The 14,796-nt window shown below is 58.4% G+C and carries 12 protein-coding genes and 1 pseudogene; 9 read left to right on the top strand and 4 right to left on the bottom strand.

Annotation, left to right across the window (positions count from 1 at the left end; all coding sequences use genetic code 11):
* Positions 1-455 precede the first annotated feature (455 nt).
* Positions 456-2,660 carry an OsmC domain/YcaO domain-containing protein gene (locus tag HWY30_RS35465; RefSeq protein ID WP_090812303.1) on the top strand — a complete coding sequence of 735 codons (2,205 nt, stop codon included), beginning with the start codon at positions 456-458 and terminating at the stop codon, positions 2,658-2,660.
* 707 nt (positions 2,661-3,367) lie between these two features.
* Here HWY30_RS35465 and HWY30_RS35460 read toward each other — a convergent pair.
* Positions 3,368-3,976 (bottom strand): annotated as a pseudogene (locus HWY30_RS35460) (ATP-binding cassette domain-containing protein); the annotation flags it as partial.
* A gap of 57 nt (positions 3,977-4,033) precedes the next feature.
* Between HWY30_RS35460 and HWY30_RS35455 the strand changes: the two are divergent.
* The 7 genes from HWY30_RS35455 (at position 4,034) to HWY30_RS35420 (ending at position 10,060) form a co-directional block, all read left to right on the top strand.
* Positions 4,034-4,303 (top strand): type II toxin-antitoxin system ParD family antitoxin, encoded by a 270-nt coding sequence (locus HWY30_RS35455; RefSeq protein WP_088176933.1) that lies wholly within the window; start codon positions 4,034-4,036, stop codon positions 4,301-4,303.
* A complete protein-coding gene (locus tag HWY30_RS35450; protein WP_090812305.1) occupies positions 4,300-4,620 on the top strand; it encodes a type II toxin-antitoxin system RelE/ParE family toxin in 321 nt (106 codons plus the stop codon). The genes HWY30_RS35455 and HWY30_RS35450 overlap by 4 nt, the downstream gene beginning before the upstream one ends.
* A 144-nt stretch (positions 4,621-4,764) precedes the next feature.
* Complete coding sequence (locus tag HWY30_RS35445; protein ID WP_090812306.1) at positions 4,765-5,637, top strand: hypothetical protein; 873 nt, start codon at positions 4,765-4,767, stop codon at positions 5,635-5,637.
* Positions 5,638-5,652: 15 nt separating this feature from the next.
* Positions 5,653-6,621 carry a reverse transcriptase domain-containing protein gene (locus HWY30_RS35435; RefSeq protein WP_244145130.1) on the top strand — a complete coding sequence of 323 codons (969 nt, stop codon included), beginning with the start codon at positions 5,653-5,655 and terminating at the stop codon, positions 6,619-6,621.
* Positions 6,622-7,489: 868 nt separating this feature from the next.
* Positions 7,490-8,401 carry a Bd3614 family nucleic acid deaminase gene (locus tag HWY30_RS35430; protein WP_167368839.1) on the top strand — a complete coding sequence of 304 codons (912 nt, stop codon included), beginning with the start codon at positions 7,490-7,492 and terminating at the stop codon, positions 8,399-8,401.
* A gap of 2 nt (positions 8,402-8,403) precedes the next feature.
* Positions 8,404-8,565 carry a GTPase-activating protein gene (locus HWY30_RS35425; protein ID WP_143037338.1) on the top strand — a complete coding sequence of 54 codons (162 nt, stop codon included), beginning with the start codon at positions 8,404-8,406 and terminating at the stop codon, positions 8,563-8,565.
* A 505-nt stretch (positions 8,566-9,070) separates the two neighbouring features.
* Positions 9,071-10,060, top strand: a complete 990-nt coding sequence (locus HWY30_RS35420; protein WP_090812308.1) for a substrate-binding domain-containing protein — start codon at positions 9,071-9,073, stop codon at positions 10,058-10,060.
* Positions 10,061-10,067: 7 nt separating this feature from the next.
* Here the strand turns inward: HWY30_RS35420 and HWY30_RS35415 are convergent, their stop codons facing one another.
* The 3 genes from HWY30_RS35415 to HWY30_RS35405 form a co-directional block, all read right to left on the bottom strand.
* Positions 10,068-10,988, bottom strand: coding sequence for a LysR family transcriptional regulator (locus tag HWY30_RS35415; RefSeq protein WP_090812309.1), 921 nt, complete (start codon positions 10,986-10,988; stop codon positions 10,068-10,070).
* 405 nt (positions 10,989-11,393) lie between these two features.
* Positions 11,394-11,996, bottom strand: coding sequence for a MarR family winged helix-turn-helix transcriptional regulator (locus tag HWY30_RS35410; protein ID WP_143037339.1), 603 nt, complete (start codon positions 11,994-11,996; stop codon positions 11,394-11,396).
* Between the two features lie 265 nt (positions 11,997-12,261).
* A complete protein-coding gene (locus HWY30_RS35405; protein WP_090812613.1) occupies positions 12,262-12,777 on the bottom strand; it encodes a hypothetical protein in 516 nt (171 codons plus the stop codon).
* A gap of 916 nt (positions 12,778-13,693) precedes the next feature.
* On the opposite strand from HWY30_RS35405, the gene HWY30_RS35400 reads away from it, so the two are divergent.
* Positions 13,694-14,719 carry a cupin domain-containing protein gene (locus HWY30_RS35400; RefSeq protein WP_167368840.1) on the top strand — a complete coding sequence of 342 codons (1,026 nt, stop codon included), beginning with the start codon at positions 13,694-13,696 and terminating at the stop codon, positions 14,717-14,719.
* Positions 14,720-14,796: the final 77 nt, after the last annotated feature.

Raw genomic sequence — 14,796 nt, 5'->3', positions numbered from 1 at the left:
TCGACCTCAAAATCGATTGACCAAGATCGGAAGGTTGCCTAACCTATGCCGCACCCGCCGTCCCAACCGTCAACTGTCTTCGGGACATCGCCATTAGCGCATCGGCCTGAGGCAGCAAGCGCAAATACCGGAGGTCATTTTTTTGATCTCGGACCGCGGACATCTCAGCGCGCAGACCAAAAACGCCAGGCAGTTTGGCACTTTGGATGTTTCTTAGGCGGCCTCCACCACTGTTCGCATTGATGGCGGTGAGAGTGTTATCGTGCTGCGCTTTGTCAGTCGTTCCGGGCAGTGAGTTCGTGCTCCGGGGGCAAAGCGACGCTAGCGGAAAAAACGGACAGCGTCAGCGCTTCAATGGACACCGCTAGCAACATTCGCGATCTGCAACAGCAACTGCACTTGGTGACGGATAATAGCGGCTACATCATTTTGAGCACAATTTTTGGAATTTCCCCATGGAAATTAAAGTCAATTTTCTCGATAAGCTGCGTCTTGAAGCCAAGTTCGATGACTTCACGGTAGTGGCCGACCAGCCTATCCGTTATAAGGGCGATGGCTCGGCGCCTGGTCCGTTCGATTATTTTCTGGCCTCATCGGCTTTGTGTGCAGCTTACTTTGTGAAGTTGTACTGCGTAAATCGCAATATTCCTACCGAAAATATCCGCCTGTCGCAGAATAATATCGTTGATCCGGAAAACCGGTACCAACAGATTTTCAAGATTCAGGTTGAGTTGCCGTCGGATATCTCGGAAGTGGACCGCCGAGGTATTTTGCGCTTCATCGACCGTTGTACGGTGAAAAAAGTGGTGCAAGCCGGGCCCGAGTTTGTGATTGAAGAGGTAGAAAACCTGGATGCCGATGCTCAGTCGTTGCTGACGTTGAAGTCGGCTTCTGATGCCAGCACCTATATTGCGGGCAAGGATTTGCCGTTGGAGCAAACCATCGCCAATATGTCGGGCGTTCTGGCGGGCTTGGGCATGAAGATAGAGATCGCTTCGTGGCGCAATATCGTTCCAAATGTGTGGTCGCTTCATATTCGCGATGCGCACTCGCCGATGTGTTTTACCAATGGCAAGGGAGCGACAAAAGAAAGCGCGTTGGCGTCAGCGTTGGGAGAGTTTATCGAGCGACTGAATTGCAACCATTTCTATGGCGGTGCATTTTGGGGCGAAGACATCGCCAATGCGGAGTTTGTGCATTACCCGAATGAGCGCTGGTTCAAGCCTGGCCCTAAGGATTTGCTGCCGGCTGAAATTCTGGATGAGTACTGCCTCGAAATTTATAATCCCGATGGCGAGTTGTATGGCTCGCGTCTATACGACACCAACTCCGGCAATGTGGAGCGCGGCATCTGTTCGCTGCCGTTTGTGCGGCAGTCGGACGGCGAAGTGGTGTATTTTCCGTCCAACCTGATCGAGAACCTGTTCGTCAGCAATGGCATGAGTGCCGGTAATACGCTGGCCGAAGCACAGGTGCAATGTCTGTCCGAAATTTTCGAACGGGCGGTAAAGCGCGAAATTCTGGAAGGCGAAATCGCTTTGCCTGATGTGCCGCACGAAGTGCTGGCGAAATACCCTGGCATTCTGGCCGGAATTCATGGATTGGAAGAGCAGGGCTTTCCGGTGCTGGTAAAGGATGCGTCGCTGGGTGGGACCTACCCGGTGATGTGCGTCACCTTGATGAACCCGCGCACAGGCGGTGTCTTTGCCTCGTTCGGCGCGCACCCGAGCTTCGAGGTGGCGCTGGAACGGAGTCTGACGGAATTACTGCAGGGGCGTAGTTTTGAAGGCCTGAACGATTTACCTCAGCCCACCTTTGTCAGTAACGCCGTGACTGAACCAAACAATTTTGTTGAGCACTTCATTGATTCCAGCGGTGTGGTGTCGTGGCGCTTTTTCAGCGCCAAAGCGAATTACGAGTTTGTTGAGTGGGATTTTTCTGGCCAGGGTGAAAACTCCAATGCCGAGGAAGCAGCAACCTTGTTCGGCATTCTCGAAGACATGGGCAAAGAGGTGTACACGGCGGTGTATGACCAACTGGGTGCCGTAGCCTGTCGGATTTTGGTGCCCGATTATTCGGAAGTTTACCCGGTAGAGGATTTGATCTGGGATAACACAAACAAGGCGCTATTGTTCCGCGCGGATATTTTGAACTTGCATCGACTGGACAATGCCTCCCTGGCAGCACTGCTTGAGCGGTTGGAGAACAGTGAGCTGGACGAGCACTCCGATATTGCCACTTTGATCGGCATCGAATTTGACGAGAATACGGACTGGGGGCAGCTAACAGTTCTCGAGTTGAAACTGTTGATTCATCTCGCTTTGAAGCAATTTGAGGAAGGGCAGGAGCTGGTCGGAGCTTTTCTGCAGTACAACGACAACACGGTCGAGCGCGGATTGTTTTACCAGGCCTTGAATGTGGTCCTGGAGGTGATGCTCGATGACGACCTTGAACTGGACGACTACGTGGTCAACTTCCGTCGAATGTTTGGCAACGCCCGCATGGACGCGGTACTTGGGACAGTGGACGGCAGCGTGCGCTTCTTTGGGCTAACGCCAACGAGTATGAAGCTGGAGGGTCTCGACAGGCACCACCGCCTGATCGACAGCTACAAAAAATTGCATAAGGCGCGGGCCAATGCGGCGGCTACTGCGAAGTAGGGTTGTGAGTCATGGCTGGACGCGATGATACCGCTCATCCCCCGCTCAAAAAACACCCCGTTCGATACCTGAGCGACCATCTGTGCCGGCGTGCATCAATGTTGATGCCGCCGACGTTGATGGCCGGATACAAAGGCAGATCGAGGGCCTTCGGTAGTCCCCCGTTTTTAACGGCGCTCAGAAGTAGAGCTTTCCGCTTCGGGCAACGATGTAATGTCGCTATTTCGGGCGGGCAGTATGACCGACCATAGTCCGCTATCTCACCCGCCCCGCTGATGAGATGTTGGGCGCCGCCCACCTTGTCACGACCGGAGCGGATATGTTTGTAGTCGCTATTTCTGCCGTTCAGGTTCACACGTTCTAAATCTTGCGCCGAGTCCACTGATGTTCGGTGGATCGGAACCTGTGCATGTTGGATCGTTTCGTAGAACCCATACGACGATTCGCGCGAACGCGTCGCCGATGTTCGCCGTGCCGAGGCGTGTACGTGCCCTCCCAAGGTGTCCCTGACGGGTGGTCACCTGATATGCAGAGCGCCGGCCGGGTTGATCGGCGGATCGTCCACGATCCGTGGCGCGGCATCGACTGGCTGCTTGTGCCGCCGATATCTTGCATTGGAGCGCGCTTGTCCGCACGAATGCTGAAGACGTTGGCGAACGTCCGCGCGTCGCCCGCCATGCAATGGCCGCCGCCCGCCTGGAGGTAACTCAGGCGATGACCTTCTGCTCCGCGGCAGCCTGCTCGCGCATGCGACGGGCTTCGTCGCGCAGGAACTGCTGGTAGTCGTCCAGATCGCCGTCGAAGGGCTCGACGCCACCCTTGGTGACGAGCCAGAACTCGTCACATACCGCGCGCAGCAGGGACCGGTCGTGACTGACCAGCAACACTGTGCCTTCGAATTCGTTGAGTGCCATGCCTAGCGCTTCGCGTGTGGCCAGGTCGAGGTGGTTGGTAGGCTCGTCGAGCAGCAACAGGTTGGGGCGCTGCCACACGATCATGCACAACACGAGCCGCGCCTTTTCGCCGCCGCTCATCGTGCCGACCGCCTGATGGCCCATGTCACCACTGAAGTTGAAGGTGCCGAGGAAGGTGCGAAGCGATTGTTCGATGCCACTCTGGCCGGGGGCACGCAGGTGCGCTGGCGTGTCCCTGGCAAGGCGGATCATGTGTTCCAACGGTGTGTCGAGAGGACGCAGCACGTCCAGCTCCTGCTGTGCAAAGTAGCCGATGTTCAGGCCTTTGCCTTCGCTGATTTCGCCGGCAATCGGCGCCAGTGCGTGCGCCACCGTCTTCACCAGCGTGGACTTGCCTTGGCCCTTGCCAGCACCCCCGTCGACGGAGTAGGATTAAATCCTGTCAGCTTGGAGAGCGCCATGCGTACCACACAGCAGTTCAGCATTACCCTGCCCAACGAGATGGCCGAGCTCATCCGCACCAAGGTCGCCAGCGGCGAATACGCTTCTGAAAGCGAGGTGATCCGCGACGGGTTACGCACCCTCGCGGCCCGCGACAGGGCCATCGAGGCCTGGTTGCGTGATGAGGTGGTGCCTGCGGCCGAAGCGTTGCGCGCGGAGCCCGCGCGCGCGCTCACGCCCGAGCAGGTGCGCGCTCACCTGGCGAAGAAGCGCTCGGGCGCCGCATGAACTACCGGGTGCAGTTTGCCCCGGAAGCGCGGGACCAGCTTGAGGACATCGAACGGTTTATCTGTGAAGCGGGTTCGCCCATCACGGCGGCCCGATACGTCGACGCCATCGTGAGTTTCTGCCTGCGCCTGCAGACGTTCCCTGAGCGCGGCGTGCCGCGCAATGATCTGTTGCCTGGCCTGCGCGTGACCCACTACCGGCAGCGCGCAGTGATTGCTTACCTTGTGGACCCCGAGGTGGTGTCAATCGTTGGCGTGTTCTACGGCGGACAGGCGTGGGAACCGTCTTTTGTGGATCCGACGGAACACGATCACTGATGACGCGCACGCACCGTGGTCGCTGACGCGGGCGGTCGGCGCGCAATGATCGACTCAGTCGATGAGCACCGCAGAAAATTGAGAAGCACGATCAAATGGATTAATCTCGTCAGCCTGACCAGCAAACTGTTCTGAACCCGACGGATGCAGCTCGACATTTTCAACGACAGCCGCGACGTGATGCTGCGCAACGATGTCCTGTCCGCGTTGCAGCAGTACGATGCCGCGGGCGGGCGGCGCGCGCTGCAGGCCCTTGCGAACGAATATCCAGACGACGACGCCGTGATGTATTTCGGGGCGATCGTCAATGCCCTCGAGGGCCGATCGACGGTACCGTTTGATCGTCACGATGCCGCCCTGCAGGCTCGGCAGGCCCTATCTCAAGAAGTCCAGCCCGCAGTCGCGCGCGCGTTCCCGGGGCAGGGCGGGGCGACCTGGCTCGCACCGCTCTGGGCAGAACTGGCCGGACGCGCCGCTGCGCTGCCTTTCCGAGCGGACCACGCGGATGCACACGCGGCGCCGCTCTTCCTGCTTGCTGCGAGGTGGGCCGAGGCCACTGATTCGATATCTCGCATCGCGTCGTGGCGACGGATTCCAGCGCCGCTGTGCTGGATGACGGAGGCGCGCTACCGGCTCGATGGCCTGGACGCGGCGTGGCCGTTGCTGATCGAACTTGCATGGCTTTCGCCCTCCCGGTTTGACCAGCTTTTGAGCCGGCTTGACGACGCGTGCGTCAACAGGTTGCGGCGCGCCTTCGATACGTCGTTCGACGGCGCTGGCGACATTGACGATCTCACGTGGTTTCCGGCGTGGGTACTCACGGAAAAGGCCGGCCTCGCGCCGGTGTTCAAACGGGCAGAGCCTTCGCGACAGAATGCGCCCGAGCGGGCGGCGAAGGTGGTGCTCGGGTTACTCAGCCTGGAGCGTCAGGGCCGGCATCACGAACTGCTGGAAACCCGGCGCGAACTGCAGGCGCTCAACGGGGCGCTGTACGCTGCCTACATGAAGACGCGCTGAGAAGATTCACAGAACATGTCGCGAACCGCTTCTCACAAATGGGTGTTCGCCGCGCGATTCCGGCGTGGCGCCTTCGGCTGGAAGTCCGCCTTGCCAATCCAGCGTCTGAAGGAGGCGCTGACCGAAATCCGCCAGATCGCCCGTGCCGATCCTGTTCTCGCAGCCGACGGCGCTGTCGCCCTGCTCGAAAAGCTTTCGCCGGCGCTCGAGCAGGTAGACAGTTCTTCCGGGGCGATCGGTACCGCCGTGAATCGCGCCATCGATGCGCTGGTGAAGATCGAAGCATCGCCAGTGTCGGAAACGACTAGACGAGATGCAGATGCGCTGGGAAGCTGCGTGCAGCGGAAATTCGCATCGGCTTCGATCTGGACGGACGCTATGTTGGCTGCTCTACAAAACGGAGTTAAAGGAGGTAAGTGGCATAGTCTGATCGACAAGGTGTTTCGCCTGGAAACGCTCGCGCTGGGGTGGAATCAGGTCAAGAAGAACGCCGGGGTGGCGGGAGTTGATCGCATGAGCGTGAAGCGATTCGCGCAAGCGCGGGACCGATGCCTCGCTGAACTGGCGCATGCATTGCAGGATGGTAGCTATTGCCCGCAGCCGGTGCGACGCGTCTACATACCGAAAGGTAAAGGACGCCGCCCGCTCGGTATACCCGCTGTGAAGGACCGCGTCGTTCAAGCGGCCCTGAAGCTGGTGATCGAGCCGATCTTTGAGCATGAGTTCGAGCCAAGAAGCTACGGCTTCCGCCCGGGCCTTGGCTGCAAGGATGCGCTGCGCGAAGTGGACCGGCATGTGAAAGCGGGCTACTGTTGGGTGGTCGATGCCGACCTGCAAAGTTATTTTGACTCGATTCCGCACCTTCCCCTTCTTGCGAGAGTGGCCGGGCGGATTGCGGACGGCCGGGTGCTGAAACTCATCCAGTCCTTTCTCAAGCAAGGGGACGGCGACCGCCGTTTCCTACCCCTATCCTGTCGGCCTTAACCGGCATTTGGCGAGGCCGGGTTCTACGTCAGCAATGTGACGGCTTGCAGACGGACGGTCGGGGAAAAGGCTGACGCGAGTATCTGAGCAGTCGTCGTTGTGCTCGCCGCCGGGGCCGCAGATCGAGAATCGCTGTTGTCACAACCGCAAACGTCGGCCAGGACGAGTGACGCCAGACGTGCGGTCTTCAAGCATTTGTCTTTCGTAGTCGATCGGCTCGGCCGGTCGGTACATCGGTCCGGTGACCTTTATTGAAGACATTGCCAATCTGTCTCGGGTCCATGTAGGCGGGGGATGGATCCTCGGACCTCAAAAGTGAAGCCCGCACTTGCGCCATCCGGCGCATAGTCGCTAGCATTCGGATATGCATAAATTGAAGGAAAGCCTTAAGAAAGGGACCAGCGACACCGTAAAAGAATACGGGGGGCACAGGGGTTCAAACGAGGCTGAGGCCACGAAGATATTGGCGGCGCATGCGACCTGCGAAAAGTGGTGCTGCGTCAAAGAAACGGCGAAGTACGATCCCACTAGCTGGCCAAAACTCAAAAGCAGGATAGGCGCAGTTTCGCTGGCGGCAGCGCCGGTGGCTTTTTCGGCGGTCACGGTTAAGGCTGGCGACTATCGAAACGACTCGAGTAACTCGAGTATGAAATAGGGGTCGTGGCGGGCAAGCGAGAGATCTGCCGTGGCCGTACTCGGAAATCCACCAGGAGTGCAGGCGCAACGCATCGGCTCGCTCGCCGAGCTTCCGTGTTCGACCGTTGCCTGAGGCTCAATGCGGAGAATTCGACTCCGCACAGCAGCCGTTCATCGCTTATATTCACGTCGCGCGGCTGGCGCCCTCGACCGGCTTCGCTGGAGAAAGAAGATGGGCCGTGCACGCACCGTGCCGCAAAATGGCAGCAAGGGTGGCGCCTATTGCGAGACCGAAGACGACCTCATCCCGCCGGGAATGCGTCTTCTGTTAAACAGCTTCGCGCCAAAGCAGATCAAGGAGATTCTGAGCGATCAGGAGGCTACCACCTGGGAAAAAGCCGCGCTGGGCCTGCTCGCAGACGAGGATAAGGACACGACAGTCAGATTCCGAAAAATTCCGTCTGTCGAGATCAACGGCGCCTACGTCCTATCCGGGACGAGAAAGGGTCACAACTTGATGCCCCGCGACGTCCGACTCCTGGCCGAGGAACTCCACGTCGCGGGACCGAACGTCGACATCTCCCAGCGCACTCCCCCGGCCGAGTTGAGCGCACCTCATACTGGTGTTCACAACGTGCACCGTCTCTATCTGTCGGCGGCGTTCAGCTTGCTCCTTGGCAAGGGAGCGAACACCGGCGTGGCCGCACTAATTGTGTCCTCACAGGGGCAGATCCTGGCTTGGGGAAAGAAAAACGGTGCGCACCCGTTGCTGCACGCGGAAACCAGTGCCCTGCTGATGTACGGCAAGCGCTTGCCGGCAGGCGCACGCATCTACTCAACGCTCAAGCCCTGCAAAATGTGCCGTGCCGCGATCGAGCATTTCTCCACGGAAAATAGCTTCCTGACCTACTACGGCCAGGACGATCCGACTGCAGCGGCGATGGGTCGTGTAGACGGCACGAAGTACGTGCACATGGCAAATACCACCACCGTCGGCGAACGCCCAATTTGGGAATCAAATAGCACCGGAATGAAAAAATCGATCTCATTCAACCTTAATGAAAGATTCGATACGGCGCTGGCAAGAACCGGAACCTGGGCATCATTGACTTCATTAAGGGCGACCGACCGAAGAACCAGCTAGACATGGCGGCCGGCTATCTGGAAGTCAAGCAGAGAAAGTACACCGATCCGAAGCGATCCAACCCGACGCTCTCGGATCGGTACAACGCGAACGTCGAAAAGTGCCTGGACCACATCACCGCAGTCATGGCGCAGTTGGGGATCCCAGTGCTGCCCAGGAAATAGCGCTCAGGGCAAGAAGCCAGATGGGTCGACCGTTCAAAGGTCGAAGTGGCGGGACGATTGTTGTTCCTGGTCAATGCCGATGCCAGGGGATGCCGGCAGGTTCGCCGCGAAAGATTGACGCCCACCATCGTTCCTCGCATCGAGACCAGTCCAAAATGAATTGTTGTAGCAGCGGAAAAAAAACGATATTGGTCGTCCCGCCCCGTTTCCGCTTTAATACGGTGCATTGAAGCGCCGTGGTTCATGGACCGAGGCGTCGCCGACAGGGGGTAGCAAATACCTCGCGCCGCGCTACGAGTCGGGGCAGGCTGCGCATGTCGAGATCCGCAGACCATCCAGGCGTTGTCTTTTCCGTCTGAGCACGCAGCGCGGCAAGGCCGATCGAGTGGCCCCCGGGTCTAAAACACTGAGGACGGTCTCGTGACGGCGCCCAGGCACTTCGCTACCCTGCGATGCACGACGAAAGAGCATCGATGTCAACCTTGAACGGAGCAATGGCGGCACTATGTCGAAGCTGAAACTAACGCTGGGCTGCTGGGATTACGACCGCACTCGCCCTCTGATGGATGGCACAGTCGCAATAGAAGGCGTGGATTTAAACTACCTGAATATGCCGGTGGAAGAGACGTTCTTTCGCATGTTGCGGCATCGCGAATTCGACGTTGCTGAAATGTCGCTGTCTTCGTACACGGTATCGTTGGGCAAGGATCGTCCCTTCGTCGCCATTCCGGTTTTTCCGTCGCGATATTTCCGTCATTCGTGCATTTACGTCAATGCCAATTCTGGTATCCGCGAAGCCAAAGATCTAATCGGTAAGCGCGTCGGAACGCCTGAATTTCAAATGACCGCGCCGGTCTGGATTCGCGGCACGCTGGCCGAATATTACGGCGTTCCGGTCGACAGCGTAACCTACGTGACTGGCGGCGAGGAAGAGCCGGGCCGCCCCGAAAAGATCAAGCTCGATCTGCCGTCTAACATCAAGATTGAGTCTATCGGCGCCACCCAGACCCTTTCGCGAATGCTGCTCGAAGGTGAGATCGACGCGTTGCACACCGCCCGGACGCCGTCTACGTTCCTGACGCATCCGGACCGCGTCAAGCGGTTGTTTCCCGACTACGGCGAGCTCGAGCGCGACTACTTTCGCAAGACGGGTATTTTCCCCATCATGCATACGATCGTCATCCGCCGCGAAATCTACGAAGCCAACCGTTGGCTTGCTCAATCGCTCTTCAAGGCTTTTGCGCAGGCCCAACGGACGGCGTACGAGAACCTGCGAGAAACCGCAGCGCTCAAGGTCATGCATCCGTGGTTGATGGCAACGCTTGAACAGGTGGAACAGGAAATGGGCTCGGATTTCTGGTCGTACGGCTTTGAGAACAACCGCAATACGCTGGAGACCTTTCTGCGCTACCACCACGAGTGTGGGCTGTCCAAGCAGCGCTATGCTCCGGAGGACCTTTTCGCGCCAGAGACCTTGGAAGCCTTTAAGATCTGACGATTCGTCAGGCGACGTGGGACAACCCGGGCGTCGCCTGCAACGTACTGGCTAGCATGTCCCGCATCAAGGCCACCAACGCCGCCTCGTGGCGGCGTTGCGGTTGAGCGATAGCCTTGACCAGATGGAGGTTGCGCATCAGCGGCGGGTCGACGATGTGTCGCGCGACGAGCTTTCCTTGCTGAAGTTCTTCCCGTATGACTGCCGGCGGCAAGATGGCTGCGCCGAGGCCGAGCGCGACGAGGCGTTTGATGGCCGCCACCGATTGCACCTCGAACACGATGTCCGGCGTCATGCCGATCGCTTGTGCGGCGATTTCCAGCGTCCGGCGTACGGAGTCCCGGGGACCGGTCAGGATAAGCGGCCACCCAAGCAAATCCTCTACGGAGATCTGACGTTCCGCGGTAGCCTGGTCAGGCGCGACGACAAACAGCAGTTCCTCCGAAAGCAGATGAATGTAGTTCAATCCGGTTTGTTCGTCGGCGTCGAATGCAAGGGCAAGGTCGAGCTCACCTTTTTCCACTGCGTCGACGAGCGCATAGCTCAGGTTTTCGGTGAAGCTGACCGACAGGTCAGGGATGCACTCCTTTGTTTTGACGATCAGGTCGGGGCCCATCACCGACATCACGCTCGGGGTCAGGCCTACACTGAGGTGCTCGCGGGTTTTGCCAGCCAACGCTGCCACATCGTATCGTGCCGACTCCACCAACCCCAGGATCTCTCGCGCGCGCTCGACAAGCAGCCGGCCGGCCTCGGAAGCTGCGACGCCCCGCGAATGCCGTATCAGCAACTCCACACCCAATTCGGTTTCGAGTTGCCGTATCTGCATGCCGAGCGCGGGCTGGGCGACATGCAACAGCTCCGCCGCGCGAGTGATGTTGCCCGCTTCAACGACTCTGATGAGGTAGTTCAACTGACGTAGGTTCATGTTGCGACTCCAACGCTGTGCACATCGAGAGCGAACGCCCAGAAAGGAATCCGCACGGGCATTGTGGCCGGCTTCGAGATGCGGCGAGCGTCCAGGAACGAGAGACCCATAGGAACCTCGCGCGATCGGCACTGAAAAGCACCCGCGAAGGTGAAGAACCGGAAGGGAGCATAATTTAACCTTCTCAGGTCTATGGAGCAATACTAACTGCGATGAACTAGGTTCACATATCTACTTCGATGCCGGCCGGTAGCATGTACGCCATGGGTTCATTGCTCAATAATGGAAGTATCTCGAATGGCCACGGTCAACCCACCGTCAGTGATATGTGTCCCGGTCGCCAGTGGCATGAAACTGTCACCGGTCAAGACTTGCCCAGTTTCGCTCGCCACCTTTCCTACGCATTCACGTTCCAGTTTCCAAACGTATTCGTTTATGGGCATCATCCACGAGCTCACGAATAGCTGGGCTTTCCTGAGTTGAGTGCGCAAGCACCAGTTTGATCATTATCCGCATGAACTCTTGACGTTCATCTGATGTCAACGGAGCCAACAAGCGAACTTGAGACGCCTCGGCCCGCTCTATTAGACTATCAATGCGTTCTCGACCGGCTTCTGTAATGGAAATACTACTGACTCGGCGATCTTCAGTGCTTGCTTCCTTCGTTATCAGGTCTTCAGACTTGAGACGCTCTAGCACACGCATAATGCTTGTACGGTCTATATCGGTTGCCTGGCATAAGGATATTTGGTCGATGCCCGGCCTATCCGCGATCACCTGAAGAGCGCCGAATTGAATCGACGTCATGTTGTAGCAACTTGTTTCTTCTGCAAACAGACGCACCGCCACCTGCTGAAGTCGGCGAATGAGTGCTCCCGGCTTTGTAAAGGGGTTGAACATAGATAAATTTAAATGGCTGATGAATGATCTCAACGGAGCGACGCAGGCGTCATTTTCAATGGCACTGTCAGTACTCAGACCAAGTACGCTGCCTTGAGCAACTCCCACTCTCGGTGTTCTTCGCGACCAGTAAGCATGAAAATCGAGGCATCTCCCTTGCGCGCGGAACGCGAACCCCTCGTATTTTACGATAACGTGAAATCTTTCTTTCAGTCGATCTAATCGCGACGTCGCCCTTTGGATGACGCCGCGGCAACTCACAACACAGCCCACACGGGTTTGTCAGTTCGGCTCGAAGGCGCGGCGTGGCGCGTTACGCGATCAAATCCATAAGATTCGCCTTGGCAAGACCAAGGCGCGGTGTGGCGCCAGCTCACCGCCCAACTGCCTTCAACCATTCGATCTGCTGATTCCAGCGTTCTAAGGTCATCTCGCGATCCCGCTCATCGAGCGTGAACGTGATGCCCGCGTCGAGGCGCGCGTAAGGCACGCGCTGCGCCTCACCCGACGCGACAACCGCCTCGAAGCAGGCGAGCCCGACGCCCTGCGCTCCAGTCGACGCGATCGGCATCGCATCGAGCTGCACCTGAAAAAACGCACCGTCGAGTACGAAGGTCAGCGCCGGGCGTCCGCCTGCGGCGAGCGCGCGTGCCGCCCTCGCTTGCGCCCACAGCGCGAAGCGCAACGAACGGGGACATGGCGCGTACAGTTCACCGATGCCAAGCAGCGACGTCCCGAGACGCCCATCCTCGTGGCATGTGACGAGCGACGCCGCGAAGCCTGTCCGGGCTGCGAGCGCACGGCCGTCGAACCAGTCCAGCAGCGCTGGTGGCCATGCATCGAACTGCAGCCGATCGGCGCTGTGAGTCGCCGCGTTGGCATCGCTCATCGTGTTCATTCCTTCGTTGGTGTCCTGTCGCTGAGGTGAGAAAAGTTGCGGGCGAAAAAACAGCCCGGCCAACGAAAGAGGCCGCCGAATGGCGGACTAGCGTGGTAAGTATGCGCCGCTGTTAGCAGGGGACTACCTGCTGAATGAGCTTTGTCAGCGGGTGACGCACGCGCGGCTGGATTCTCGCCGGAAGTCGAACGGCTTGCGTAGCAACTTCTTGCACATGTTGTGCCGACAGATTATGGCACGAGTCGGTTCATACGCTCGCAGTCATTTCACGGTCCCGGTCGGCGTCATGCATGCGTTCCGGAGAGCGCATCGCTAGTACGCGCCGCAGCGCGGAGTCCGAATCCTCCTGATCTCGGCCGTACTGCGCCTCGGCGTCCCGGGGCACCGCCGGGCGATCCGAGCAATCGCCGATCGCGCGATAGAGCATCATTTTGCCCGTCTCTACGACGCAGGACGACTGCCCGTTCGAGGTGTTCGAGAGCACGCGCGTGCTTCAAAACGGTGGCGCGTTAGCGATCCCATTCGCAGGCGAATTAAATGGCTTACGCCTTTGCGAATGCATGCATCGGGGAACGGCAGCCAAATTCATAAAGCCGATCGTAATTTTGATGAGCGCGATGTAGGCGATGTCGGCGACCGAGACCACGTCGGGCTAAGTCGAAATGATGACTCGATGGAGATTGGGGAAGGCTGCCGCCGTATCAATGCATCGGTTCCTCCGCGTACGTATCAGCGCCGAGGTGCCGGCCGTTTGCAGTTGCCGGCTTGACGCACAGGCTCGGGCGTATCGGGTTAGCACCGATGGGGTTTTCCTGATGATCATCGCAATTGACACTATGCTGACGAATATCTAGCATCTATCAGCATGCTGATTAATTACGCCGTAGACCAATTATCAGGAGACCCGATGACAGTTAGCTCTAGTTCAGAGACGAACATGATCCCTGCTTCGCTGCGGGAAAAGATGGTCGATACGGATCTCGTCCCGTTGTGGGAAAGCCCCACGGCGCACAAACTGGATGTTCAGCGCGAGCAGGCTCACATCTGGCCTTGGAGTGCAACTCGATCGATCCTGACTGAGACGGCGCAGATTTCGTCGCCGAAGGTTGTGGAGCGACGCGTCCTCTCGATGGTCAATCCGTTCTCCAAAACGCCCGAAGACGAAGCAACGACCGGCACCATTAGTGCAACGCTGCAAACGCTACTCGCCGGTGAAGTGGCTCGCCCGCATCGCCATTCGATGAATGCGCTGCGGTTCGTGATGGAAGGCCACGGCGCATCCACTATCGTCGACGGCAAGGACTGTCCGATGGAACCAGGCGACCTGGTGTTGACGCCGGCATGGACGTGGCACTCGCATCACCATAATGGTCAAGGCGCAACGATCTGGATGGACGTCCTGGACGTTGACCTCCAGTTGTACTTGGGCACTGATGAATTTCAGCCAGGCCCGATCGTCGATCAGACTCCGGAAGTCGCGGACTCATCGTTCGCCGTGGCCGGCATCGTGCCCGATCTGGATGCCACGGAGCGTCCATATTCGCCGGTCTTCCGTTATGAGTGGAAAGATGCAGTGACGGCCCTCAACGCGGCTCCGATAGGAGAGGACGGCTCTCGCCGAGTTCGTTACGTCAATCCGCTCAATGGCCAGGCCGTGATGGCGACGCTCGATTGCTATCTCACGGGTCTGATTGCGGGCCTGGAGACGCGGGAATTCAGGACGACGGCGAACACGGTGTGCTGTGTGGTCGCTGGCCAAGGCATTAGCCAGATTGGTGACCGTCAAATCAAGTGGGGCGAGAAAGACATTTTCACGATCCCGCAAAACACGTGGGTCACCCACACCTCGGTCGAGGGCGCACAGATTTTCATGGTCACCGACCGTGAAATCTATCGGAAACTCGGTCTTCTCAAGGAATCCTTCAAGGATTAAATCGCGGCCCCGCCCGAGCGCCAGCGCGAGGGCATACCGGCTTATTTCTTCTATGTTCAACCCGTTCACAAAGCCTG

It is taken from the genome of Paraburkholderia tuberum STM678, assembly GCF_902833905.1.
GTDB classification, from domain to species: domain Bacteria; phylum Pseudomonadota; class Gammaproteobacteria; order Burkholderiales; family Burkholderiaceae; genus Paraburkholderia; species Paraburkholderia tuberum.
This window is presented reverse-complemented; position numbering and strand designations above follow the sequence as displayed.

Excerpts from the sequence above, each read along its gene's own strand:
- HWY30_RS35465 (WP_090812303.1), top strand. The coding sequence starts at position 456 with ATGGAAATTAAAGTCAATTTTCTCGATAAGCTGCGTCTTGAAGCCAAG.
- HWY30_RS35455 (WP_088176933.1), top strand. The coding sequence starts at position 4,034 with ATGCGTACCACACAGCAGTTCAGCATTACCCTGCCCAACGAGATGGCC.
- HWY30_RS35450 (WP_090812305.1), top strand. The coding sequence starts at position 4,300 with ATGAACTACCGGGTGCAGTTTGCCCCGGAAGCGCGGGACCAGCTTGAG.
- HWY30_RS35445 (WP_090812306.1), top strand. The coding sequence starts at position 4,765 with ATGCAGCTCGACATTTTCAACGACAGCCGCGACGTGATGCTGCGCAAC.
- HWY30_RS35435 (WP_244145130.1), top strand. The coding sequence starts at position 5,653 with ATGTCGCGAACCGCTTCTCACAAATGGGTGTTCGCCGCGCGATTCCGG.
- HWY30_RS35430 (WP_167368839.1), top strand. The coding sequence starts at position 7,490 with ATGGGCCGTGCACGCACCGTGCCGCAAAATGGCAGCAAGGGTGGCGCC.
- HWY30_RS35425 (WP_143037338.1), top strand. The coding sequence starts at position 8,404 with ATGGCGGCCGGCTATCTGGAAGTCAAGCAGAGAAAGTACACCGATCCG.
- HWY30_RS35420 (WP_090812308.1), top strand. The coding sequence starts at position 9,071 with ATGTCGAAGCTGAAACTAACGCTGGGCTGCTGGGATTACGACCGCACT.
- HWY30_RS35415 (WP_090812309.1), bottom strand. The coding sequence starts at position 10,988 with ATGAACCTACGTCAGTTGAACTACCTCATCAGAGTCGTTGAAGCGGGC.
- HWY30_RS35405 (WP_090812613.1), bottom strand. The coding sequence starts at position 12,777 with ATGAGCGATGCCAACGCGGCGACTCACAGCGCCGATCGGCTGCAGTTC.
- HWY30_RS35400 (WP_167368840.1), top strand. The coding sequence starts at position 13,694 with ATGACAGTTAGCTCTAGTTCAGAGACGAACATGATCCCTGCTTCGCTG.